Origin of the sequence: Nocardiopsis sp. NPDC058789, assembly GCF_042745575.1 — a bacterium.
Classification (GTDB): Bacteria; Actinomycetota; Actinomycetes; order Streptosporangiales; family Streptosporangiaceae; genus Nocardiopsis; species Nocardiopsis eucommiae.
Map to the genome: position 1 here is coordinate 75,588 of NZ_JBHYOW010000003.1, position 22,282 is coordinate 97,869.

Genomic DNA, 22,282 nt, shown 5'->3' on the forward strand with positions numbered 1-22,282 from the left:
CCTCAGCGTCACAACCGGATCCGGCCACCCCGGAAACCTTGCAAATCCCCCCTCGGAGCGGTTAGCTCTGGGACACCACAGCCCCTCTCCCCCACCCGGTTGACCCCACCGGCCGCGCGCGCCCCTCCCCCCGGAAGCGAGCCCATGCCCGTCGAGAAGCGCTCCTCGCTCCGCGCCCGCATGGTCAGCCTGGTGCTCATCCCCAGCACCGCCCTGCTGGCCCTGTGGGCGGTGCTCAGCACCGTCCTGGCAACCGACATCCGCGACCTGAACGCCACCACCGCCTTCATCGACGAGGTCGGCCAGCCCGTCGTGGACGTGATCACCCATCTCCAGTGGGAGCGGCGCGCCACCATGGCGGCCGCCACCCCCGGGGCCGCACGCGGCACCCTGGACCAGCTCGACGCCGCCCGTGACGCCACCGACCAGAGCGCCCACGACCTCGACCAGGCCCTGAGCCGGTACGGCCGCGGTGACCTGCCCCGGGAGGTCCTCGCTCTCCAGGGACAGCTCAACCTCCTCGATCGCCACCGCACCGAGGTGGTCGACGACCTGGGTCCCGAGGTCGACCCCCTGGAGGTGGCCGCCCAGCCCTACCACCGCATGATCGAGTCGGGGCTGGAGATCTGGGACGCCCAGGTCGACCGGACCGACGTCGCGCTCTCCCCCCACCTGCGTTCGCTCGCGTCCCTGCTGCGCTCACGCGAGTACCTCAGCCAGCAGGACGCCGTCCTCACCCACTCCGTCGCCACCGGCTCCTTCACCTCCGAGGCCCACACCCGGTTCGCGTCCGCCGCGGGCGCCCAGCGCCACACCTGGACCCAGGTGGAGTCCGCCACCGGAAGCCAGCGCAGCCAGGACTACACCGAGCTCAACGGCTCCTCGCAGAAACGTGCCGTGTACAGCCTCCAGGACATCGTCATCGGCAACCCCGGAGGCCCCGACACCCGCGTCCCGGTCGAGCCCCGCAGCTGGAGCGAGGCCACCGGGGACCTGGACGAGCGCCTGCGCGCGGTCGAGCGCGCACGCATGGCGCAGATCGTCGAGACGGGGCACGCCCACGCGCGGGAGCTGCTCCTGGGCGTGCTGCTCGTGAGCGTCCTCGCCCTGGCCGTGGCCCTGGCCTCGGTCGTGGTGGCGGTGACCGGTTCGCAGCGTCTGGGGCGTCGCCTCCAGGACCTGCGCACGCACACCCTGCACCACGCCCGGTTCCGGCTGCCTCAGGTGAGCGCGCGGCTGCGCGCGGGCGAGAGTGTGGACGTGGACGCGGAGGCGCCCCGACTGAGGGGCGGGCCCCGTGACGAGCTCGGGCAGGTGGCCGAGGCGTTCGACGACGCGCAGCGGGCCGCGGTGGTGGCGGCGGTGGAGGAGGCCCAGGTGCGTGCGGGGGTGCGCAACGTGTTCCGCAACATCACGCGGCGCACGCAGTCGTTGGTGCACCGTCAGCTCTCGCTGTTGGACCGGTTGGAGCGGACCGAGACCGACCCCCAGGTCCTGGAGTCGCTGTTTCGGATCGACCACTTCAGTACGCAGATGCGCCGCAACGCGGAGAACCTGATGCTGCTCAGCGGTGATCGCCCCTCCCGTCGTGGGGGCGGGTCGGTGGGGTTGCACGAGGCGGTGCGTGCCGCCGCCAGCGAGATCGAGGACTACGCCCGGGTCCGGGTCCTGGCGCTGCCCCGGGTGTCGCTGTCCGGCGAGGCGGGATCGGATCTGGTGCGCTTGGTCGCGGAGCTGCTGGAGAACGCGGCGTCGTTCTCGCCCCCGGGGACGGAGGTGTCCGTGAGCGGTCGGACGTTGGAGGACGGCGACTGCCTGGTGGAGGTCGAGGACGAGGGGTTGGGCATGACCGTGGGTCAGCTGGAGTCGGCCAACGCGTTGCTGGCCGAGCCGCCCCGGTTCGACCTGGCGCGGATGCGGGAGGACTCGCAGCTGGGGTTGTTCGTGGTCGCCACCATCGCGTCGCGGCACGGGTTCGTGGTCGAGCTGCGGGCCTCGCCGTACCAGGGCACGCGGGCGCTGGTACGCCTTCCGGAGCGGGTGCTGGTGGCGCGCGACGGTTCTACCGGACCGATGCGCGGTGTGGGGGTGGTGGGCCGCGGGAGCGGGGGGGACGCCGTGGCGGGTCCCGGGAGCGGTGACGCGCTGGCGGGCGCGGAGCCGGTCTCCCCCGTCTCCGTGACGCCGAACGCCGGTGCTCCGGCGCTGGACCGGCGGGTGCGCCCCGGCGCCCGGGACGGCGGCGACCAGGCAGGCGGGGACGTGCCGCCGGTCCCCTCCCCCGCGACGGGTGGGACCTACATGGGGCTGCCCGTGCGTCGGCGCCGTAGGGAGTCCCCTCCCCCGGCGCCGGGAGTGGCGGAGGTCGGGGACGACGGTGGGGCCGTCTCCCGCGGTGCCGGGGCCACCGGGGGGCAGCGTTCGCTGTCGGAGATCAGGTCCATGATGAGCTCCTTCCAGGCCGGCACGGAACGCGGACGCGCGGAGTCCTCCGGTGCCGGTTTGGCGGAGGGTGCGCCCAAGCAGGGGTCGCGCCACGGTGAGAGTGCGGAAGGGTGATGTCGGTGTCGGCTGGGACCACGGCTGAGGGTCGGAACGGCGTGGACGGGGCGTCCGCGGGGCAGAGGCTGGACTGGTTGATGGGTGACCTGGTGGAGCGGGTGGCGGGGGCGCGTCAGGCGCTGTTGTTGTCGGCGGACGGGTTGCCGTTGTCGTGTTCGGCGGGGGTGGGGCGGGAGGAGGGTGAGCGGCTGGCGGCGATCGCGTCGGGGTTCGCGAGCCTGGCTCGGGGTGCGCGTGCCCAGGTGGGCGCGGCCGAGGTGCGCCAGTGCGTGGTGGAGATGGACAACGTGTTCTTCTTCGTGCTGCCCGCCGGGCAGGGGGCTCAGCTGGCGTTGGTGGCCGACGTCTCGTGCGACATGGGGCAGGCGGCGTTCGAGGTGAACCGTCTGGTGCGGCAGGTGGGTCCGTACCTGTCGGCGCTGCCCCGGAGGCGGGGAGGTGAGGGATGAGTCCGGCTCCTGCGGAGGAGGGGTGGTCGGCTGAGTCGAGTCTGATTCGCCCGTACTCGTTGACGGGGGGTCGCACGCGTCCCTCGCGGTCGGACTTCTCGATGACTTCGCAGGTGGTGGTCTCGTCGGTGGAGCGGCGGGAGGTGGACCCGGAGTTGGAGCTGATCCTGTCGCTGTGTGTGCGGCCGGTGTCGGTGGCGGAGGTGGCTTCGCGCTCGGGGTTCGCGTTGGGGGTGTTGCGGGTCCTGTTAGCGGATCTGTTGGATCAGGGTCTGGTGGTGGTGCACACCTCGGACTGGGAGAGGCAGCGGCCGGACGCGCGGACGTTGCGTTCCGTCCTGGAACGCATCCGGGAGTTGTGAGGTGTTGATGGAGGGCTCGGTGGCCCAGGGTGGTCCCGTTCCGGACACGTTGAAGATCGTGGTCGCGGGTGGTTTCGGGGCGGGCAAGACGACGCTGGTCTCGGCGTTGAGTGAGGTGGAGTCGTTGCACACCGAGGAGGTGATGACCTCCGAGAGCGTGGGTGTGGACGATCTGGACGGCGTGGAGGGCAAGACCACGACGACGGTGGCGTTGGACTTCGGTCGGATCACGTTGGACGGGTCGACGGTGGTGTACCTGTTCGGGACGCCGGGTCAGCGGCGGTTCTCGTTCATGTGGGAGGAGTTGGCGCAGGGGGCGTTGGGGGCGGTGGTGCTGGCGGACACGCGCCGGTTGGCCGATTCCTTCGACGCGATCGACTTCTTCGAGTCGCGGGGGGTGCCGTTCGTGGTGGCGGTGAACTGTTTCGACGGTCAGCGCACGCACCGGGCGGAGGACGTGCGGGTGGCGTTGGACGTGGCGGACGGTGTTCCGGTGTTGTTGTGTGACGCGCGTGAGCGGGAGTCGGTCAAGGAGGTCGTGGTGGAGCTGGTGTCGTTGGTGTTGCGTCTGGAGTTGTCGGGGACCTAGCCGGGTGGCGGGGATCTGGCTCCGTCCCGGTCGGGGGTTCGGGGGCTCCCGCGCCGTGTGCTTCGACTTCGACCTTCAAGTCAGGGGTTGAGGGTTGTGGTGTCCAGCCCCGGGGATGCCGCCAAGAAGACCCAAATGCCTTTTCTGTCGGGATCAGGTGTCCAGGGCGCGCTGGAGGGAGTCCAGGTGATCGGCGACCGGGCCCAGGGTGAGCATGCCGGTCTGGGCTCCAGCCCCCTCCGCGACGGCCGGGGTGAGCGCCGTCAGCGCCCGGCGCATCGCGGTCCGGTCCCCCAGCGCCACGGCGGCACGGGCCACCAGCGCCCACCGGGCCTCCAGCAGGAGGTCGCGCGGCGGCTCCGGCAGGCGCGCCAGCGCGGCGGCGGCCTCGTCGTACCGGTGCCGGGCGAGCAGCACGTGGGGGCGCGTCCAGGGCTCGTGGGGGCCGTAGTCGACACCGTCGTCCGCGGGGGCGGGCATGCCGTGTCGTAGACGCAGGCACAGCAGGGCCAGGGGTTCCCACCCGTGTTCGAGTCCGGGCATGCCCGCTCCCCGCAGCGAGGACGCGGCCTCGCGCAGGGCGGTGTACGCGTCCTCGAAAAGGGTCTCGGGGTCGGCGGCGGCGCGCAGCGCCCGGTACCACCCCACGAAGACCCCGGTCAGCGGGCGTTCGTGCCGCTCCCCCAGTTCCCGCGCGGCCCGCGCGTGCTGGTCGGCTCCCGCCCAGTCGGACAGCGCGGCGAGGGACTGGAGCCGGATCAGGTGGCCCAGGATCCGGAAGGTGACCAGGTCGTGCCGTGTGGCCAGGGTGACGAGCTCGGCACCCAGGGCGTCCCGCTCGGGTGCCAGACCGGTCCGGTGGAAGGTCTGCATGTAGCGGGCGTTCAGGGCGAAAGCCAGCAGGGTGGGGTCGCCCAGGTCACGGGCGATCCGTTCGGCCTCGGCCGCGGCCTGCGGACCTCGTGCGCCACGGGTGCCGCGCGACTCCAGCGCGACGGTGGCCGACAGCCGTGCGCGGGCGCCCTCGTGACCGGTGTCGGGGAGCGCCGCCAGGGTGCGCTCGGCCGCCGCGACCACCCGGGCGGACCGTTCGGGGTCGTCCACCCGCGTCCAGTTCGCGGGAACGTCGTAGGCGCCGATCACCCGTGCCGTGAGGAGGGGGTCTCCGAGCTCCTCGGCGGCGGTGACGGCGGCCAGGCGTTGCGCCCGGGCGGTCCGGAGCCCTTCGGGGCCGGTGACGGCGAGGTCCCGCAGCAGGTTGACGGTGGACTCGAGCCGGACCCGCGCCCCGGGGGTGACGCGCTGGTAGGCGTCGGCCGCCTGGTTCCACAGCTGGTCCCCGGGGGTGGTGCCCTCACCGGGGCGCGGCCCGGCGGGGCCGAGGTCGAGGAGGGAGTCCTGGCGCAGGATGTCCCGTTCCAGACGGCGCAGAGCGGGGCCCGGATCCACACCCAGCCGCTCCACGAGCAGGGACCGGGCCCGACGCAGGACGGCCAGCGCGTCCCCCTGGCGACCGGTGCGGTACAGGGCCAGGGCGAGCAGGCGCCAGGCGTCCTCCCGCCAGGGGTGTTCGGCCACGTGGGCGTCCAGGTCGGGAACGGCCCGGGCGGCCTGCCCCAGGTCCAGCCGGACCCGGGCGAGGTGTTCGAGGGCGCCCAGCCGTAGTTCGGTCAGACGGGCGCGTTCGGCTCGGGCCCAGGGGGCTTCGGGGAAGTCGGCGTAGGCGGATCCGCGCCAGGGGTCCAGGGCCCGCTGGAGGAGGGGCAGGGCCCCCTCGGGAGGGAGGGTGGCGGCGCGTTGGAGGCGGTCCTCGAACACCCAGGCGTCGACGGAGTCCGGGGCGGCGTCGAGGGCGTAGCCGGGGCCGCGCGTGGTCAGCAGGGCGGCGGCGGTGCGCGGCGGGCGGTCGGGTTCCAGGGCGCGGCGCAGCGCGGCGACGAAGGTGCGCACGGCGCTGGTGGCCCCGGCGGGCGGGGCGCCCTCCCACAGGTCGTCGACGAGGAGCTCCACGGGCACGACGCGGCGTCGGGCGATGACCAGCCGGGCCAGGACGGCGCGGTGACGTGGCCCGCGCAGGGCGAGCTCGTCTCCGGCCCCGTCCCAGGCGGTGACGGGGCCGAGCACCCCGAAGCTGACCCGCACCGGCACCCCCTCGTTCATCGTGTGCGTCGTGGTCAACGTACCGGCTGGTCAGCGGTGCGGTGGTCCGGCGCTGTGGTCGGGCGCACGGGGACCGTGGCCGGGGTGGCGGTCGTGACGGTGGCGCCGTGGTCGGCCGACGTCGCGCGTGAGCGGTCCGGGCGAGGCCCCGGGCCGGGCGTTCACTCATCCGTTGCTCATCGGGGGGCGACAGGCTGGTGGTGTACGAAGGAACGAGTGAGAGGCGGACGCATGGCTCCGGTCATCGAGGGATTCGAGTACGAGCGGGTGCGGGTGGCCCCCGAGGTGTCGCTGCACGTGGCGGTCGGGGGGTCGGGGCCGCCCCTGGTGCTGCTCCACGGGTTCCCGCAGACCCACCTGATGTGGCGGCACGTGGCCGCCGACCTGGCGGCCGACCACACCGTGATCTGCCCCGACCTGCGCGGCTACGGCGACAGCGACAAGCCCCTGGCGACCGGGCCCGAGGTCTACTCCAAGCGGACCATGGGCGCGGACGTGGTCGAGCTGGCCCGGGCCCTGGGACACGAGCGGTTCGCACTGGCCGGGCACGACCGCGGAGCGCTGGTGGCGGTGCGCACCGGCCTCGACCACCCCGGGGCGGTCACGCACCTGGCCAGCCTGGACGTGCTGCCGACCCTGGACATGTGGGAGGCGTTGCACGGGGTGCGGGGCGCGGTCGGCTTCCACCTCTACCTGATGGCCCAGCCTCCGGGGCTGCCCGAGCGGATGATCTCCGCCAGCGCGGAGGAGTTCTTCGGGTACTTCCTGGACGCGTGGGCCACCGAGCCGGGGGCCCTCCCCGAGGAGGTGCGCCGGGCCTACCTGGACGCCAGCGCCGGGGCGGTGGACTCGATCGTGGCCGACTACCGCGCCTCGGCCGGGATCGACGTCGAACACGACGAGGCCGACCGTGCCGCAGGGCGGCGCCTGGAGATGCCGGTGACGGTGCTCCAGCAGGACTGGGGCGCGGCCCTGGGCTACGACGCCGCCGCCCTGTGGGGCGCGTGGGCCGGCGACCTGCGGCACGCCACGGTGGACAGCGGGCACTTCATGGCCGAACAGGATCCGGCCGGGGTGGTGGCCGAGCTGAGGAGCCTGCTGGGACGCTGAGCGGAGTCGGCCCGGCCCCCGGTACGTCCCGGGTGAGGGGGATCTGCGGCCCCTCGCCCGGCGGGGCGGGCCGCAGGCCGCTCAGCGGTGGTCGCGGCCCCTGCCCCGGCGGTCGACCGGGACGATCATCGGGGTGTGGGTCTCGGGGTCGGGGATGATGCGCACCGGCAGCCCGAAGACCTTCTCCACCAGGTCGGCGGTGACCACCGTCGCGGGGTCGCCCTCGGCCACGATCTCACCGTCCTTCATCACGATCAGGTGGGTGGCGTAGCGGCAGGCGTGGTTGAGGTCGTGCAGGACCGCGACCAGCGTGTGCCCCTGCTCGGCGTGCAGGTCGGCGCACAGGTCGAGCATGTCCATCTGGTGGGCGATGTCCAGGTACGTGGTGGGCTCGTCCAGCAGCAGCAGGGGGGTCTGCTGGGCCAGGACCATGGCCAGCCACACCCGCTGGCGCTGGCCGCCGGAGAGTTCGTCCACGGACCGGTCGGCCAGCGCTGCGACGCCGGTGGCGGTCATCGCCTCGGTGACCACGGCCTCGTCCTGCGCCGACCACTGGCGCAGGAAGCTCTGGTGCGGGAAGCGTCCCCGGGCCACGAGGTCGGCCACACCGATGCCGTCCGGGGCGATCGACGACTGCGGCAGCAGGCCCAGACGGCGCGCGACCTCCTTGGCCGGGTAGGAGCTGATCACCTGGCCGTCCAGGAGCACGTTGCCCCGCGCCGGCCGGAGCGTGCGCGACAGGGCCCGCAGCAGGGTGGACTTGCCGCACGCGTTGGGTCCCACGATGACCGTGAAGGAGTTGTCGGGGATACGCACGGCCAGGTCGCGGGAGATGACGCGCTGGTCGTAGGACAGGGTGAGGTCCTGGCCCGAGAGGCGGTTGCTGGCGTCGTCGGTCATCGTTCTCTTTCGGGTGGGGCTGTGCGGTGGGCTGCTCGGAACGGGCGGGGCGCGCGGGCGGTCAGGCCCGGCCTCCGCGCCATTCGGTGTAGAGCAGCCAGATGAGGTAGCTGCCGCCGATGACGGCGGTGACGACTCCCACGGGCAGCTGGGTGGGGGCCATCAGGCGCAGGGCGACGAGGTCGGCCAGGACGAGCAGCGTGGCGCCCATGAGCGCGGCCCCGACCAGGGTGGTGCCTCCGGTGCGGGTCAGGCGCCGGGCCAGCTGGGGCGCGGCCAGGGCCACGAACCCGATCGGGCCCGCCACGGCGATGGCCGCGCCGGTCAGGGCGCTGGCGGCGGCCAGGGCGATGATCTGGGTGGACTGCGCGTTCACGCCCAGGCCCCGGGCGGTGTCCTCGCCCAGTTCCAGGAAGCGCAGGCGCTGTCCGACGGCGAAAATGATCGGGGCCAGCACGGCCAGGCCGATCCACACCGCCGCCGTCTCGCTCCACCCACGGCCGTTGAGGCTGCCGATCATCCAGATCTGCGCGCCCAGCGCGTCGGTGAGGTCGGCGCGGGTCATGAGGTAGTCGCGTACCGAGGCGAGCATGGCGCTGATGCCGATGCCGACCAGGACCAGCCGGTACCCCTGGACCCCGTTCTTCATCGCCAGCAGGTAGACCACCCCGGCGGTGATCAGTCCGCCAGCGATCGCCCCCAGGGAGACCACGAGCCGACCGGCGCCCAGGACGAGGATGGCGGCCACGGCGCCGGTGGCCGCGCCGGAGGTGAACCCGATGATGTCGGGACTGCCCAGGGCGTTGCGGGACAGGCTCTGGAAGACGGCTCCGGCGATACCCAGGGCGGCGCCCACACCGATCGCGGTCAGGGCCCGGGGCAGGCGCACGCCCTGCACGAAGAACACGTCCAGGCGTTCGCCGTACCCCAGCAGGGCGGAGGGCACCGCCGAGAGCGGGATCTCGTAGTCGCCGACCGCAACCGACACCACCAGGGTCGCCAGGGTGACGGCGATCAGCGCCAGGCTGATCACGAGGGTGCGCGGGCGCACCAGGAAGGAGATCCGGCCGCCACGCGAGCGCCAGGCGTGGGTTCCGCGCGGGGTGAGGCGCGCGGACGCGTCGGTGCGCGGGCGCGATGTCAGGGTGTCACTCACAGCTGGGCCAGCCTTCTGCTACGGACCAGGGCGATGAACAGGGGGGCGCCGACGAGTGCGGTGATGATGCCGACCTCCAGTTCGGAGCTGGGCAGGATGACGCGACCGACGGTGTCGGCGGCGGTGAGCAGGACCGCGCCCAGGACCGCCGCGTAGGGCAGCAGCCAGCGCTGGTCGGGGCCGGTGATCACGCGGGCGGCGTGGGGGATGATCAGGCCCACGAACCAGATGGGACCGGCGGCGGCGGTGGCGGCGCCGCACAGCAGGATGACGCCCACGGCCGTTCCGGCGCGGATCAGGGGGATCCTGGCGCCCAGGGTGGCGGCCAGGTCGTCGCCCAGGGCCATCGCGTTCAGCGAGGGGCCCAGGGCCAGGGTGACCAGGATGCCGACGACCAGGAAGGGAGCGACCTGGAGGAAGAGGTCGAGGTCGCGCCCGGTCAGGGACCCGACCTGCCAGAACCGGATGCGGTCGAACACGAAGTCGTTGAGCACGATGACGCCGTAGATGATCCCCTGGAGGACGGCGGCCAGCGCCGTCCCGGCCAGGGCCAGGCGCACGGGGGTGGCGCTGGCGCGACCGCGTGAGCCCAGGGCGTAGACGGCGATCGCCGCCAGGGCCGCGCCGAGGAAGGCGGGCCAGACCAGGGCGGAACCGCTGGCGCCGAACACGAAGACGGCCACGACCACGGCCGCGGCGGCGCCGGAGTTGACGCCGAGGATGCCGGGTTCGGCCAGGGGGTTGCGGGTCAGGGCCTGCATGAGGGCCCCGGCGAGGCCGAGGGCGGCGCCGACGAAGATCCCGATGATGGTGCGGGGGACGCGCAGGGTGCGGATCACGTCGTGGTCGTAGGATCCGTCGTAGGCGGTCAGGGCGGCCCACACGTCAGCGGCGGGGATGGGTTTGGCCCCGACGGTGATACTCAGGAGCGCGCACAGGGCGAGGACGCCCAGGGCGACCAGGAGGCCGATGGGGCGGATGACGCGTCTGGTGAGGGTGGGGCGCGTTGGCGCGGTCGCGCGCAGGGCCACGGGTTCCCCGTTCGTCTTACTGGGTGCTGGTGGTTCGTGGTGAGGCTCGCCCGTGGTGGAACCGGCGGAGCGTCGCGGAGGTCCTGGTCGGAATCGACCAGAACCCACCCAGACAGGTTAGCCTTACCTACATCACGTTCGCACGGAAGGGTCCCCTCAGATGCCCGAACCCACCCGCCCGCTCCGCCCCCTGAGCGTGTTCGCCCTGGCCGGAACCCTGGCGTTGACCGCCTGCGGCACCGAGGGCGGGAGCCCCGCCGAAGGAGACACCCGGACGGTCCAGGGGGCCAACGGCACCGTGGAGATCCCCGACTCCCCCGAGCGGATCGCCGTGCTGTGGCGCCCCACCCTCGCGGCCCTCACCCTGCTGGGCCACGACGCGGTCGGCACCATGGGCACCCCCGGCGAGCCCGACCAGGGGCTCGCTCCCTTCCTACCCGATGACGTGGACGGCGCCGAACTGACCCTGGTCACCAGTTCGCCGGTCGAGGACGACGTCAACGTCGAGGAGCTGGCCACGGCGGCGCCCGACCTCATCATCGGGGTGAGCACGCCCAACGGCACCCAGGCCGGGATGCTGGACACCCTGGAGGCGATCGCGCCCACGGTGCTGCTGGAGTGGGAGGGCACCGGTTCCTGGCGCGGCCACCTGGAGGAGGTCGCCCGGATCCTGGACTCCGAGGAGGAGGCCGAGGAGGTGGTGGGCGCCTACGACACCGCGGTCGAGCGGGCCCGCGCCGACCTGGCCGGGGCCGGGGTGGACCCGGCCGGGACCGAGCTTTCCCTGGTGCGGTTGCAGAGCGACACCGAGATCCGCCTGGAGACCCCGGAGTCGTTCCCGGGGCAGGTCGTGGCGGATCTGGGCTTCGCCCGCCCCGACTCCCAGCTGGAGGGCGAGGGTGACACCGACTTCGTCCCGCACAGCTACGAGAATCTGGACCGGGCCGACGGCGACGCGGTGTTCGTCCTGGCCGGTTCCGGCTACCCGGACGCCCCCAGTACCTTCTCCGACGGACTGTGGGCCAACCTGGGCGCGGTCCAGGAGGAGCGGGTGTACCGGGTGGACCACGACTTCTGGGGCTCGGCCAACTACCACGGCGCCCACCGGATCATCGAGGACGTCACCGCCGCCCTGACCGGAGAGGCCTCCCCCGCCCTCTGACAACGGAGGTCGGGCGAGAGCGGGCGGGGGTCAGGCGAAGACGTCCCAGGCCATCCGGGCGAGCAGGGCGAGCACCACGACGAGCAGCACCGCGCGGACGAACCCCGACCCCCGCTGGAGGGCCATGCGGGCGCCGACCTGGGCGCCCAGGATCGTGCAGACCGCCAGCCCCAGGCCGAGCAGCCAGTCCACGTGGCCGCCGAGCCCGAAGACCACCAGGGCGCCGAGGTTCGTGCACACGTTGACGATCTTGGCCGAGGCGGAGGCCTGGAGGAAGTCCAGGCCGAGTACCGCGGTGAAGGCGATGATCAGGAACACGCCCGTACCGGGACCGATGATGCCGTCGTAGAAGCTCACGCCGAGCCCGGCCAGCGCCAGGACGGCCAGGATCCGGTTGCGGGTGCGCAGCGCCGGGTCGGGTGAGGTGCCCATGGCGGGTCGGAAGACCACCATCAGGGCCACCCCGGCCAGCACGACCATGATGATCGGTTTGAGCACGTCGGCGGTGAGCGCGGTGGCCAGGGCGGCGCCCAGCCCCGAACCCAGCAGGGCGAGCCCCGCGGTGGGGACCACGACCCGGCGGTCGATGCGCACCTTGCGGGCGTAGGCGATGGCGGCGGAGGTCGTGCCGAAGACCGCGCCGAGCTTGTTGGTGCCCAGCAGCGTGGCCAGGGGCGTGTTGGGGGCGGCGACCATGAGGGCGGGGAGCAGGAGCAGGCCGCCGCCCCCGACGACGGCGTCGATCCACCCCGCGGCGACGGCGGCGAGCAACAGCAGCCCGAGGATCTCGGGGTCCATCACCGGATCTGCGCGGTGTGAGAGAGGATCATCGGTGGTCTTCCGTGACGAGGAACGGGGCGCGAGCCAATCTAGCCACCGATGTGTACCGCTTTGTCACGTACCCGGAGCGTTGATCCCCTTACATGGAGAAACGACTGCTGGGCGTGGATCCACCGTGGTGTGGAGGGAAGCGGTGACGCCCGGGTTCAGGGAGCGCCACCGCCGCGCGGCGGGGACCCGGGGGGCGGGTCCCCGGGTTCAGAACCCCGCGCGGGCGAACCAGTCCCCGGCGTCGGCCAGCACCTGGGCGGGGAGCTGGTGTCCCCCGGGGTGCTCCCGGACCAGGACCCGCGCGCCCCGCTCCTCCAGCTGGGAGGCGAGCAGCCGGGACTGGTCGACGGTGGTGATGGGGTCGGCCACTCCGTTGCCGAGGAACACGCGCGTGCCCGACAGGTCCACCGGACCGGGCTCACGTCCCTGAAGGGGGGCGCCGCCCGCGAACAGCGCCGCGCCCGCGAACAGCCCGGGGTGGAGCAGCAGCAGACCCGCACCTGTGTTGGCCCCGTTCGAGAAACCGCTCACCACGATCCGCCCGGGATCCAGGTCGTAGGCGGCGGTGGCGGCCCTGACGAAGCCGGCCAGCTCGGCGGTGCGCTCGATGAGGTCCTCGACGTCGAAGACGCCCTCCCGCAACCGCCGGAACCAGCGGTTCATGCCGTTCTCGTCGACCTTGCCGCGCGGGGAGAGCAGCGCGGCGCCGGGCGCCAGGGCGCGGCCCAGGGGCAGCAGGTCGTGTTCGTCGGCGCCGGTCCCGTGCAGGAGCAGCAGGGTCGGCCGGTCCGGCGCGGTCGCGGGCTCGAAGACGTGGACGAAGTCCTCGACCGAGGTCGCGGGGGTGGTCACTGGTCGACCTCCACGCGCGGCAGGCGGGCGGCGATCTGCTCGTGGTTGGGTTCCAGCCACGGCGGCAGCTTCAGCGAGCGGCCCAGTTCCAGGAGCGGTTCGTCGTAGTCGAATCCGGGTCCGTCGGTGGCGATCTCCAGGAGCACGCCGCCGGGCTCACGGAAGTAGATCGAGGTGAAGTACGTGCGGTCGCGGATCTCGGTGACCCCGACGCCGTCGTCCTCCAGACGTTGGCGCCAGGACTCCTGGACGGGGGTGTCCGGGGCGCGGTAGGCCACATGGTGGACGGTTCCGGCGGCGACCATGCCGCGTTCGGCCCTGGGGTCGGCCAGGACGTCCACGATGGTGCCGACGCCCTCGCCGGTGTCGTTGGTCCGGAACCGCATCCGGTCGCCGTTCTCGCTGTGCAGGTGGAAACCGAGCTGGTCACCGAGCATCAGGGCGGTGGCGTCCGCGTCGTGTTCGGTCAGGGTGACGGCGCGGATGCCCCGGATGGCGTGGTCGACGGGGACCGCTCCCCCGTCCCAGGGGTCGGTGTCGTGGTGGTCGGCACTGGCCGCCAGTTCGATGAGGAGGCCGTCCGGGTCACGCAGGGTGAGGACGTCCTCCTCGTCGCGTTCACTCGGGCGGGAGGTGGGGACGTTCAGCGCGGCCAGGTGGTCGGCCCACCAGCCCAGTGAGCCCTCGGGCACGGAGAAGGTCGTGGTGGTGGCCTGACCGGCCCCGATCCTTCCCTTGGGCGCGTCGGGCCAGGGGAAGAAGGTCATGATGGTGCCCGGGTTGCCCGCGCGGTCACCGTAGTAGAAGTGGTAGGTCTCGGGAGCGTCGAAGTTGACCGTCCTCTTGACCATGCGCATGCCCAGCGCGTTCAGGTAGAAGTCGGCGTTGGCCTGGGGGTCGCTCGCGATGGCGGTCACGTGGTGGATCCCCGAGGGGCGCACGTCCATGTCCCTCACCCTTTCTCGTCCGGCTGGCCACAACAAGTTGAATCTTAAACTATCTCCGCGCGGCTGTCTCCCCTATCCGTTCCCCGGAAGGGCGGCCCGCCCCTCCATCGCCGGGCAAAGGAACGTTCGGGGCCGGGGAGCGGTCCCCTCGGGCCCGGGGCCGCGACCAGGCGGAACGGGTTCGGGAATTCCCCCCGGGAACGGGTCCGACGGTCGGGCAGACCTCCCCAACCCTCGAATGCGGCGCATTCCGTGACGTTCCGGAGCGGCCCTTCCCGTCCGTGTGCTCCACGGTTACGGTGTCCTCATGAGCACGAGCGACCCCACCCGCATCCTCCCCTCGGGGATCTGCCGCCGCGGACATCACGAGTGGCGTCACGACCCACCGGGGGGCAGGCGTCTGGTGTGCGCCCGCTGCAAGTCCATGAGCATGAACAACTTCGGTGCCCCGTGCCGGGCCGACTGCACGGACTGCGAGCGCGTCGCGGTCCCGGCGGTGGGAGCTCAGTAGTTCCGGGTCCGGATGGCTCCGCAGTTCGAGCACTGCTCGGTCCCACCGTTGGGCCCCGAAGTCCAGTCGTGATCGCACCTCGGCATGGATCCTCCTCGTCTCCCGGGAGGACCTACCCCGACCGGGGGGGCGTCAGTACGCGGTGGTCTCCCGCACCACCGCGCCGGACAGCAGCCTGTCGCAGACGGCCCGCCAGCCGACGTGGCCCTTGACCAGCACGTGCCCCTCGGGTGGCCGGAAGCCGTCGAGCATCCGATCCAGGTCCGTGTCGGTGAAGCCCGCGAACTCCCGCACCCGCAGGATGGGCATCGCGTACCCCACCTCGCGCCCGCCCCTGGCCAGGTACTCCTCCACCAGGGTTCCCTCGCCCGGACTCGCACGCTCGGCGATCCGCGCGAGTTCCCGGGGCGATCCCTCGATCGGCGTCCCCAGGTCGATCACCGCGCACAGCCGGGACTCGGGCCCGGTGAGGTAGACGAACCACTGGGCCGGCGCGCCGGTGGGGAACCGGCGCCGGAACTCGTGGGTCTTCCCACCGCTCCACATCCGCTCGTACCACTGGGCGTCGAGGCTCATCACCACCGGCACCGGGGAGAGCTCGGGGAGACCGAACAACGACTCGTGAACCATCGGCTACCTCACGATCGCAGGGACGAGTGGGGCCACAGTAACCACTCAGATCCCCGCTCGCAGGCGCTTGCCCAAGTTCTCACCTTCGCGGAGACCGTCGGCCCGCACCCCGGGGACGCCCGCAAGGCGCCTCCCGTGACGGGGCGGGTGGGGGCGGTGGTGGATGATGCTGGAGGCACGAACCCGTCGTACAGGAGAGCACCTTGGGCCGGAACGCGTACTTCGTCCGGGTGGGCACGGACCGCTACCTGCCCACCGCGCACGTCAGTGGCGCCTGGAACACCTCCGAACAACACTTCAGCCCCCTGGGAGGGCTGGTCACCCACGTGATCGAGTCCCACTCGGCCGGGAGGGGGCTGCTGCTCTCCCGGATCTCCTTCGACATCCTGGGCAGACTCCCGATGGTCGAGTGCCGTACGGAGGTCGAGACGCTCCGGCCGGGGCGCACCATCGAACTGGTGGAGGCCCGCGTGTACGCCGAGGACCGCGTGCTGGTGCGGGCCCGGGCCTGGCTCCTCGCCCCCGGGGACACCCGGGAGGTCGCGGGCGGGGCCGCCGCGCCGCTGCCCGCCCCGGAGGGCCTCCAGCAGAGGCGGATGAGCTCGCTCTGGCCGGGCGGCTACATCGCCTCGTTGGACGTCCGGCCGGTCGGGGAACCCGAGCGTGGCCGCGGGACCGCCTGGCTCACCACCGACGTGGAGCTGGTCGAGGGTGAGAAGGCCGGTCCGGTCGCCTCCTACGTGACCCTGGTGGACACCGCGAACGGCGTCGCCGTACGGCAGGCGCCCACGGAGTGGATGTTCCCCAACGTGGACCTCACCGTGCACCTGCACCGCAAGCCCGAGGGCCCCTGGGTGGGGCTGGACACCCGGGTGGTGTTCGGGCCCACCGGTCTGGGTCTGACCAGCACGGTCCTGCACGACCGGCTCGGTGAGGTCGGGACCGCCGAACAGTGCCTCACGGTGCGCCCCCTGACCTGAGGCGGGCCTCAGACGAGGTCGGGGGCCGGGAGGCGGCGCAGGCGCAGCGCGATGAGGCCCGCCAGCGCGGTGAGGGACAGCGCGAGGACCACGGTGCCGTTCCAGCCCACCGCGTCGTAGACCACACCGCCGAGCCAGCCGAAGAGGCTGGCGCCCAGGTAGTAGGCGAGCGTGTAGACGGCCGTCGCCTGCGCGCGACCCCGGTGCGCGTGGGAACCCACCCAGGCCGAGGCGGTGGCGTGGGCGCAGAAGAAGGCGAAGGTCAGCAGGAGCAGGGCCAGCAGGAGCAGGAGCACCGAGGTGGTGAACAGCCCGCCCAGGCCCAGGAGCAGGAGCAGGGTGGCGGTGGTGAGGACCCCGTACCTGCCCCAGCGCTGGGTGGCCGAGCCCGCCAGGCCCGAGCCGAGCATCCCCGCCGTGTAGGACAGGAAGAGCAGGGACGCGACCGCCTGCGACAGGCCGAAGGGCTGGTCGGTGAGGCGGAAGCCGAGCACGTTGTACACGGCCATGAACGCGCCCATGAGCAGCAGGGCCTGGGCGTACATGGGGAGGAGCCCCCGCGTGGTCAGGGCCGCCCTGAGCCGGGCCCCCAACCGGTCGCCGGTCGCGCTGGCCCGGGTGGGCGCCCCGGACTTCCGCCGCGGCAGCACCAGGACGAACACCAGGAGGGCGACCAGGCCGAGGAGGGTGTTGGCTGCGACCCCCCACTGCCATCCCCCGAGGTCGGCGGCGAACCCGGCGAGGAGGCGCCCGCCCATACCGCCGAGCGGGTTCCCGGCGATGTACAGGCCGGTGGCCTTGGGTGCGTCGCGGGGATGGATCTCCTCCGCCAGGTAGGCCACGGCCGCGGCGGAGACACCGCCGAGGGCGGCGCCCTGGAGGGTGCGCAGGAGCAGGAGCGTCCACAGGTCGGTGGAGAAGGGCACGGCGGCGCCCAGGAGGGTGGCCAGCAGCAGGGAGAGCGCGATGACGCGGGCGCGGCCGACACGGTCGGCGGCGCCGCTCCAGATCAGGGTGAACCCGGCCAGCCCCCCGGTGGCCAGGGAGACGGCGAGGGCGGCCTGCCCGGCGGAGGCGTCGAAGCCGTCCGCGATGGCGGGCAGGATCGGCTGGACGGACCACAGCTGGGCGAAGGTGGCCACGGCGGCCGCCACCAGGGCGATGACCGTGCGCCGGTAATCGGCCGTGCCCGCGCGGGGGCGCGGGTCGAGGTGCGTGGGGGAACTGCTGGTCACGGTCATGCCCCAACGCTAGGAAGACCGCTTTCATACGTCCAATGCATGGATTCACGTTGTTGCATACTGATCCGTATGAATGATCCTGATGTGGAGGCGTTGACCCGCACGCTGGCACCCCGGTTGCGGATGATCTCGGCGGTCGCCCGCACCGAGCACGTCACCCACGCGGCCGAGGCGCTGGACATGCCCCAGCCCACGCTGAGCAGGGCCTTGGCCCGCTTGCAGGAGGAACTGGGGATGGCGCTGGTGGAGCGCACGGGGCGGGGTGTGCGGCTGACGCGCGCCGGGCGGCTGCTCCTGCCGCACGTGGAGCGCGCCCTGGACGACCTGCGGCAGGGAGTGGCCGAACTCACGGGCGCGGAGGAGGGGCGGGTGGCACTGACGTTCCTGCCCACGCTGGGGGTGGAGGTGGTGCCGGTGCTGCTGCGGGGGTTCCGCGCCGAACATCCGAAGGTGCGGTTCACCCTGACCCAGGAGGCGTGGGCGGAGTCGTTGCGCCGGGTGGCCTCGGGCGGCGCGGACCTGGCGCTGACCTCCCCGCTGCCGTCCGGGTCGGGGCTGGTCTCGGCGGTCCTGCACACGCAGTACCTGCGGCTGGTGGTGCCCGAACACCATCCGTTGGCGGGTGGGGGCGCCGTGTCACTGGCCGCCGTCCACGACGAGTTCATCCTGCTCAAGCCCGGTCGAGGGGTCCGGCACCTGACGGACCGGCTCAGCGACCAGGCGGGGTTCACGCCCAGGGTGGCGTTCGAGGCCGACGACATCGCGACGGCCAGGGGGCTGGTGGCGGCGGGCCTGGGGGTGTCGGTGCTGCCCGCGCGCCCGAAGGGAGCGCTGGCGGGGACGGTGGAACTGACGATCCGGGACGGGCGGGCGGAGCGGCCCGTGGGGGTGGTCTGGCCCGAGCAGGGGTCGGGCGGCGGTTACGAACCCCCCGCGGTGGCGTCGTTCCGCGACTACGTGCGCCGGGTGGGGCCCAGGGTCATCCCCGACCTCACGGGGTGAACGCTCCCCTGCGGGTCAGTCCGCCTCCCCGATCCCCAGCCCGGGCGCGCAGCTGAACTCTTCCGGTGTCTCGTGGCACGGGACGAAGGTCCGGCCCCCCGCGTCGGGGAAGGCGTAGCCCGCCAGCCAGTACTGCGCCGGCCGGCGCGGCGGGACGTCGACGACGAAGGGCCGGTCGTCGTCGCGCAGGATGACCTCCCCCGTGTTCTGCCGGGCGTCGAGGTAGCGCGCCTCGATCTCCCACTCGCAGGACCGGCCCGTCACCTGTGCCTCCACCCGGAGACCACCGGGTTCCAGTCCGCCCCCGAGGTCGATCCGCCTGCGGTTGAAGAAGGGCTCCCCCTGGTCGGGGCCCTCGTCGGAGATGTACAGCATCGGGTCGTGGTGGTTCAGGTCCACGACCACGCCCGGGTAGGAGGCGGCGCCGGACGGTGGCTGGTGGACGACGGTGACGGCGGTGGGGTCCGCGCAGGACACGTTCACCGGGTTCATGTCCACGATGCTGAGCTGGGAGGTGCGCGCGGACATGAGGTTCAGGGTGAACACGGCCGTGCCGTGCCCTCCCGTTCCACCCGTCCACCCCTCCCGGGTCGGGGCGGACCCGGGCCCGGCGGGGAGGGGGATCATCCGCCCGCCCAGGGGACGGAGGAACTCCCACACTTCCGAGGCGGGGGTGGCCTGGAGCGTGCGGCCTTCCTCCGCCGTCAGCGGGCGGTCCAGGACGACGCTGAAGGAGTCGAAGGACGTGGTGTCGTAGGTGACGTCGCTGGTGAAGGGCTCGCCCTCCCCGTCCAGGGCCCGCTCCGCCTCCCTCTGCTCACGGAGCCGCGCCTCCGTGGACCACAGGTCGTAGACGTAGGTCCCCGCGAACCCGGCCAGGCCCGCGAGCAGGGTCAGCACGACGTAGACCGCCCAGGCCCGCGCGCGCACGTGCCACGGAGCGCCCCGCCCCTCAGGGAAGTAGCGCTCCCGGAGGACTCCGGAGACCGAGGGCCCGTCGGTCCGCGACCGAGCGCGGGCCCGCCTCCCCAGTCGTGTCCGCAGGGTCCGCGCCCACCGGAGGACCCCGGGTAACAGCCGTCTGGGGGACGGCCGGGCGGAGGGGCCGGGCACGGCCCGGTCGTCCTCGGGGTGCTGCCCTTCCTCACGCTGACTCACGGGGGTCTCCTCACGCCGTCGCGTTCCGGCGAACACGTGAGGCCAAGGTAGTTCCGGAGTCGGGGACGCGGCGGTCGTTGGCCGGTACCGGACTCCGGAGGTGACGGACGGCGGAAGGTCCGCACCATGGCCTGCGCGGAGGACACCTCGGAGACCAAAACCCTTTGTGGGGGCCGCCTCCGGTGAGCAGGATGGGCACCATGAACGCTCACCCACGCCCCTCCGAGACCTCCGCCCGCCCCGTCGCCCTGGTCACCGGGGTGGGCCGCACCGTCGGCATCGGCGCGGCGATCGCCCGCCGGTTGGCCGCCTCCGGCTGGGACGTGGCCCGCACCCAGTGGACCCCCTACGACGACCGCATGCCCTGGGGCGTGGAACACGGCGCCACCGACACCGTGGGCGCCGAACTCACCGGGCTCGGCGCGGCCACGGTCGCGGTCGAGGCCGACCTGGCCGACCCCGGGACACCGACGCGCGTCCTCGACGAGGTCGAACAGCGCCTGGGGCCGGTCCGTGCCCTGGTGATGTGCCACTGCGAGTCGGTGGACTCGGGGCTGCTGGACACCACGGTGGCGAGCTTCGACCGCCACTTCGCGGTGAACGCCCGCGCCTCCTGGCTGCTGGTGCGTGAGTTCGCACGGCGTTTCCACGGCGAGCACGGCAGCGGCCGGATCATCGCCCTGACCAGCGACCACGTGGTACACAACCTCCCCTACGGGGCGAGCAAGGGCGCCCTGGACCGGATCGTGCTGGCCTCGGCGCGCGAACTCGCGCACCTGGGCGTGACCGCGAACGTGGTCAACCCGGGCCCGGTGGACACCGGGTGGATGCCCGACCAGGTGCGCGACGCGTGCACCGCGCACACCCCGCTGGGCCGTCTGGGCACCCCGCGCGACACCGCGCACCTGGTCGACTTCCTGTGCTCACCGCAGGGCGGCTGGATCAACGGCCAACTCCTGAACAGCGACGGCGGGATCTCCGCCTAGAACGGGTGGCGGGCGGGCTCGGTCCGCATGGTGATCCACTGGGTCTCGGTGAAGGCCTCCAGGTTGGCGCGGGTTCCGCCGAAGCGCGCGCCCGTGCCGGAGAACCCGACCCCGCCGAAGGGGGCCACGGCCTCGTCGTCGACGGTCTGGTCGTTGATGTGCACGATCCCGCTGGGGACCCGGTCCGCGATCTCCATCCCGCGCATCGGGTTGGTGGTGACCACCCCCAACGAGAGGCCGTACTCGGTGGAGTTGGCCAGCTCCACCAGTTCGTCCACCGTGGAGAAGCGCACCACCGGCGCGACCGGGCCGAACACCTCCTCCGCGAGGGCGGGGGTGTCCGGACGCACCCGGTCAAGGACGGTGGGCCGGTAGAACAGGTCCTGGTAGGTGCCGCCCGCGCGCAGCCGGGCCCCGGCCTCGACGCTGCTGGTGACCAGGTGGTGGATCCGGTCGCGCTGGGCGGCGTCGATGATCGGGCCGAGCTCCGCGCCGTCCTCCTCGGTACTGCCCACCACCAGGGCGTCGGCCTTGGCGGCGAGGCGTTCCACGTAGGCGTCCGCGATCGACTCGTGCACCAGGTGGCGGCCGGTGGTCATACAGATCTGCCCCTGGTGCAGGAAGGACCCCCACGCGCCGATGGACGCGGCCTGCTCCACGGCCGCGTCCTCCAGGACGACCAGCGGCGAGTTGCCGCCCAACTCCAGGTGGGCGCGCTTGAGATGGCGGGCGGCGGCCTCGCCCACCCTGCGTCCGGCCGGGGTGGAGCCGGTGAAGGAGATGACCCGCACCTGGGGCGCGGCGACCAGCGCCTCCCCGGCCTCGACCCCGCCGGGCAGGACCTGGAGGACGCCCTCGGGGACGCCCGCGCGGCGGAACACCTCCGCGAGGACCGCGCCCCCGCACACGGCGGTGCGCGGGTCGGGCTTGAGGATGACGGCGTTGCCCAGGGCGAGCGCGGGCGCGACCGAGCGGATGCCCAGGATGAGCGGGACGTTGAAGGGCGCGATGACGCCGACCACGCCCGCCGGGACCTGGCGGGAGAGGCTGAGGCGGGGTTGGGCGGTGCGCAGGACCTCGCCGTGCGGCTGGGAGGCCAGGGCGGCGGCCTCGAAGCACTCTCCGGAGGCGACGTGCACCTGGAACCCGGCCATCCCGGCGGCGGCCCCGCCCTCCCTGCGCAGCCAGCCGATGATCTCCTCCTCGTGCTCCTCCAGGAGGTCCCCGGCGCTGCGCAGCACGGCGGCGCGCCGTTCGTAGAAGGCGGCGGCCCAGGCGGTCTGAGCCCTGGCCGCGCGGGCGGCGGCGTCGTGGACGTCCTGGGCCCCGGCGAGGCCGACGCGGCCCAGGACCGTGCCGGAGGAGGGGGAGACGACCTCGGCGTCCCCGCCCCGGGCCGGGGTCCACGCTCCGGTGAAGAGGGCGGACGTGTACTCCTCGGCGGCGAGCAGGCTCACGGTGGAACTCCTTGCGGATGAGGGGGTGCGGGCGGTGGTGGGGTGGATGCTCGGTGACGCCGGATCCGGCCCCGAGTGGCGCCCTCTCCAGGGGGGTGAGGTCGGCGGGCACGCTCTCTCACGGGCCGCGGCCTCGCGGCCGGAGGGCGACGACGGAGCCGGGCGGCGACGCGGGCGGGCGCCGGGTGCGCTCGGGGACCGGGGCG

Annotated in this window: 21 protein-coding genes; 10 read left to right on the top strand and 11 right to left on the bottom strand. The window is 73.1% G+C overall.

Going from position 1 to position 22,282, the window contains the following annotated elements; all coding sequences use genetic code 11:
• Positions 1-144 precede the first annotated feature (144 nt).
• From ACFW3L_RS04575 to ACFW3L_RS04590, 4 genes are read left to right on the top strand one after another with little or no spacing between them, the layout of a single operon-like run.
• On the top strand, positions 145-2,559 hold the full coding sequence (locus ACFW3L_RS04575) for a nitrate- and nitrite sensing domain-containing protein (protein ID WP_378736339.1): 2,415 nt from the start codon (positions 145-147) through the stop codon (positions 2,557-2,559).
• On the top strand, positions 2,559-3,011 hold the full coding sequence (locus tag ACFW3L_RS04580; RefSeq protein WP_378736341.1) for a roadblock/LC7 domain-containing protein: 453 nt from the start codon (positions 2,559-2,561) through the stop codon (positions 3,009-3,011). Before ACFW3L_RS04575 ends, ACFW3L_RS04580 begins: the two co-directional genes overlap by 1 nt.
• Positions 3,008-3,373: a DUF742 domain-containing protein gene (locus ACFW3L_RS04585; RefSeq protein WP_378736343.1), complete on the top strand. Its 366-nt coding sequence runs from the start codon at positions 3,008-3,010 to the stop codon at positions 3,371-3,373. Before ACFW3L_RS04580 ends, ACFW3L_RS04585 begins: the two co-directional genes overlap by 4 nt.
• A gap of 7 nt (positions 3,374-3,380) precedes the next feature.
• A complete protein-coding gene (locus tag ACFW3L_RS04590) occupies positions 3,381-3,962 on the top strand; it encodes an ATP/GTP-binding protein (protein WP_378736926.1) in 582 nt (193 codons plus the stop codon).
• A 153-nt stretch (positions 3,963-4,115) separates the two neighbouring features.
• Here the strand turns inward: ACFW3L_RS04590 and ACFW3L_RS04595 are convergent, their stop codons facing one another.
• Positions 4,116-6,122: a BTAD domain-containing putative transcriptional regulator gene (locus ACFW3L_RS04595; protein ID WP_378736928.1), complete on the bottom strand. Its 2,007-nt coding sequence runs from the start codon at positions 6,120-6,122 to the stop codon at positions 4,116-4,118.
• A gap of 231 nt (positions 6,123-6,353) precedes the next feature.
• Here ACFW3L_RS04595 and ACFW3L_RS04600 point away from each other — a divergent pair, with 231 nt between their 5' ends.
• Entirely contained in the window at positions 6,354-7,232 is an 879-nt protein-coding gene (locus tag ACFW3L_RS04600; protein ID WP_378736345.1) for an alpha/beta fold hydrolase, read from the top strand.
• A gap of 81 nt (positions 7,233-7,313) precedes the next feature.
• Here ACFW3L_RS04600 and ACFW3L_RS04605 read toward each other — a convergent pair whose 3' ends face one another.
• The 3 genes from ACFW3L_RS04605 to ACFW3L_RS04615 all read right to left on the bottom strand — a co-directional run bounded on the left by ACFW3L_RS04605 (position 7,314) and on the right by ACFW3L_RS04615 (position 10,319).
• A complete protein-coding gene (locus ACFW3L_RS04605; protein ID WP_378736347.1) occupies positions 7,314-8,132 on the bottom strand; it encodes an ABC transporter ATP-binding protein in 819 nt (272 codons plus the stop codon).
• Between the two features lie 61 nt (positions 8,133-8,193).
• Positions 8,194-9,288, bottom strand: a complete 1,095-nt coding sequence (locus ACFW3L_RS04610) for a FecCD family ABC transporter permease (protein ID WP_378736349.1) — start codon at positions 9,286-9,288, stop codon at positions 8,194-8,196.
• Positions 9,285-10,319: a FecCD family ABC transporter permease gene (locus ACFW3L_RS04615; protein WP_378736351.1), complete on the bottom strand. Its 1,035-nt coding sequence runs from the start codon at positions 10,317-10,319 to the stop codon at positions 9,285-9,287. The genes ACFW3L_RS04610 and ACFW3L_RS04615 overlap by 4 nt, the downstream gene beginning before the upstream one ends.
• Before the next feature lie 160 nt (positions 10,320-10,479).
• Between ACFW3L_RS04615 and ACFW3L_RS04620 the strand changes: the two genes are divergently transcribed.
• On the top strand, positions 10,480-11,481 hold the full coding sequence (locus tag ACFW3L_RS04620) for an ABC transporter substrate-binding protein (protein WP_378736353.1): 1,002 nt from the start codon (positions 10,480-10,482) through the stop codon (positions 11,479-11,481).
• Positions 11,482-11,511: 30 nt separating this feature from the next.
• Here ACFW3L_RS04620 and ACFW3L_RS04625 read toward each other — a convergent pair whose 3' ends face one another.
• The 3 genes from ACFW3L_RS04625 to ACFW3L_RS04635 all read right to left on the bottom strand — a co-directional run bounded on the left by ACFW3L_RS04625 (position 11,512) and on the right by ACFW3L_RS04635 (position 14,111).
• A complete protein-coding gene (locus tag ACFW3L_RS04625) occupies positions 11,512-12,279 on the bottom strand; it encodes a sulfite exporter TauE/SafE family protein (protein WP_378736355.1) in 768 nt (255 codons plus the stop codon).
• A 240-nt stretch (positions 12,280-12,519) separates the two neighbouring features.
• Positions 12,520-13,164 carry an alpha/beta hydrolase gene (locus tag ACFW3L_RS04630; protein WP_378736357.1) on the bottom strand — a complete coding sequence of 215 codons (645 nt, stop codon included), beginning with the start codon at positions 13,162-13,164 and terminating at the stop codon, positions 12,520-12,522.
• On the bottom strand, positions 13,161-14,111 hold the full coding sequence (locus ACFW3L_RS04635; protein WP_378736359.1) for a ring-cleaving dioxygenase: 951 nt from the start codon (positions 14,109-14,111) through the stop codon (positions 13,161-13,163). Before ACFW3L_RS04635 ends, ACFW3L_RS04630 begins: the two co-directional genes overlap by 4 nt.
• Positions 14,112-14,418: 307 nt before the next feature.
• On the opposite strand from ACFW3L_RS04635, the gene ACFW3L_RS04640 reads away from it, so the two are divergent.
• Positions 14,419-14,622, top strand: a complete 204-nt coding sequence (locus tag ACFW3L_RS04640; protein WP_378736361.1) for a hypothetical protein — start codon at positions 14,419-14,421, stop codon at positions 14,620-14,622.
• Positions 14,623-14,754: 132 nt separating this feature from the next.
• Here ACFW3L_RS04640 and ACFW3L_RS04645 read toward each other — a convergent pair whose 3' ends face one another.
• Positions 14,755-15,252 (bottom strand): hypothetical protein, encoded by a 498-nt coding sequence (locus ACFW3L_RS04645; RefSeq protein ID WP_378736363.1) that lies wholly within the window; start codon positions 15,250-15,252, stop codon positions 14,755-14,757.
• A gap of 203 nt (positions 15,253-15,455) precedes the next feature.
• On the opposite strand from ACFW3L_RS04645, the gene ACFW3L_RS04650 reads away from it, so the two are divergent.
• Positions 15,456-16,232, top strand: coding sequence for a thioesterase family protein (locus ACFW3L_RS04650; RefSeq protein WP_378736365.1), 777 nt, complete (start codon positions 15,456-15,458; stop codon positions 16,230-16,232).
• Between the two features lie 8 nt (positions 16,233-16,240).
• On the opposite strand, the gene ACFW3L_RS04655 is transcribed toward ACFW3L_RS04650, so the two are convergent.
• Positions 16,241-17,473, bottom strand: coding sequence for an MFS transporter (locus ACFW3L_RS04655; RefSeq protein WP_378736367.1), 1,233 nt, complete (start codon positions 17,471-17,473; stop codon positions 16,241-16,243).
• 69 nt (positions 17,474-17,542) lie between these two features.
• On the opposite strand from ACFW3L_RS04655, the gene ACFW3L_RS04660 reads away from it, so the two are divergent.
• Positions 17,543-18,475, top strand: coding sequence for a LysR family transcriptional regulator (locus ACFW3L_RS04660; protein ID WP_378736369.1), 933 nt, complete (start codon positions 17,543-17,545; stop codon positions 18,473-18,475).
• A 15-nt stretch (positions 18,476-18,490) separates the two neighbouring features.
• On the opposite strand, the gene ACFW3L_RS04665 is transcribed toward ACFW3L_RS04660, so the two are convergent.
• The gene (locus tag ACFW3L_RS04665) at positions 18,491-19,633 is read right to left on the bottom strand and encodes a hypothetical protein (RefSeq protein ID WP_378736371.1); all 1,143 of its coding nucleotides are present in this window, start codon (positions 19,631-19,633) and stop codon (positions 18,491-18,493) included.
• 200 nt (positions 19,634-19,833) lie between these two features.
• On the opposite strand from ACFW3L_RS04665, the gene ACFW3L_RS04670 reads away from it, so the two are divergent.
• Positions 19,834-20,619 carry an SDR family oxidoreductase gene (locus tag ACFW3L_RS04670; protein WP_378736373.1) on the top strand — a complete coding sequence of 262 codons (786 nt, stop codon included), beginning with the start codon at positions 19,834-19,836 and terminating at the stop codon, positions 20,617-20,619.
• Here ACFW3L_RS04670 and ACFW3L_RS04675 read toward each other — a convergent pair.
• On the bottom strand, positions 20,616-22,076 hold the full coding sequence (locus ACFW3L_RS04675; protein ID WP_378736375.1) for an aldehyde dehydrogenase family protein: 1,461 nt from the start codon (positions 22,074-22,076) through the stop codon (positions 20,616-20,618). The genes ACFW3L_RS04670 and ACFW3L_RS04675 overlap by 4 nt on opposite strands.
• Positions 22,077-22,282 lie beyond the last annotated feature (206 nt).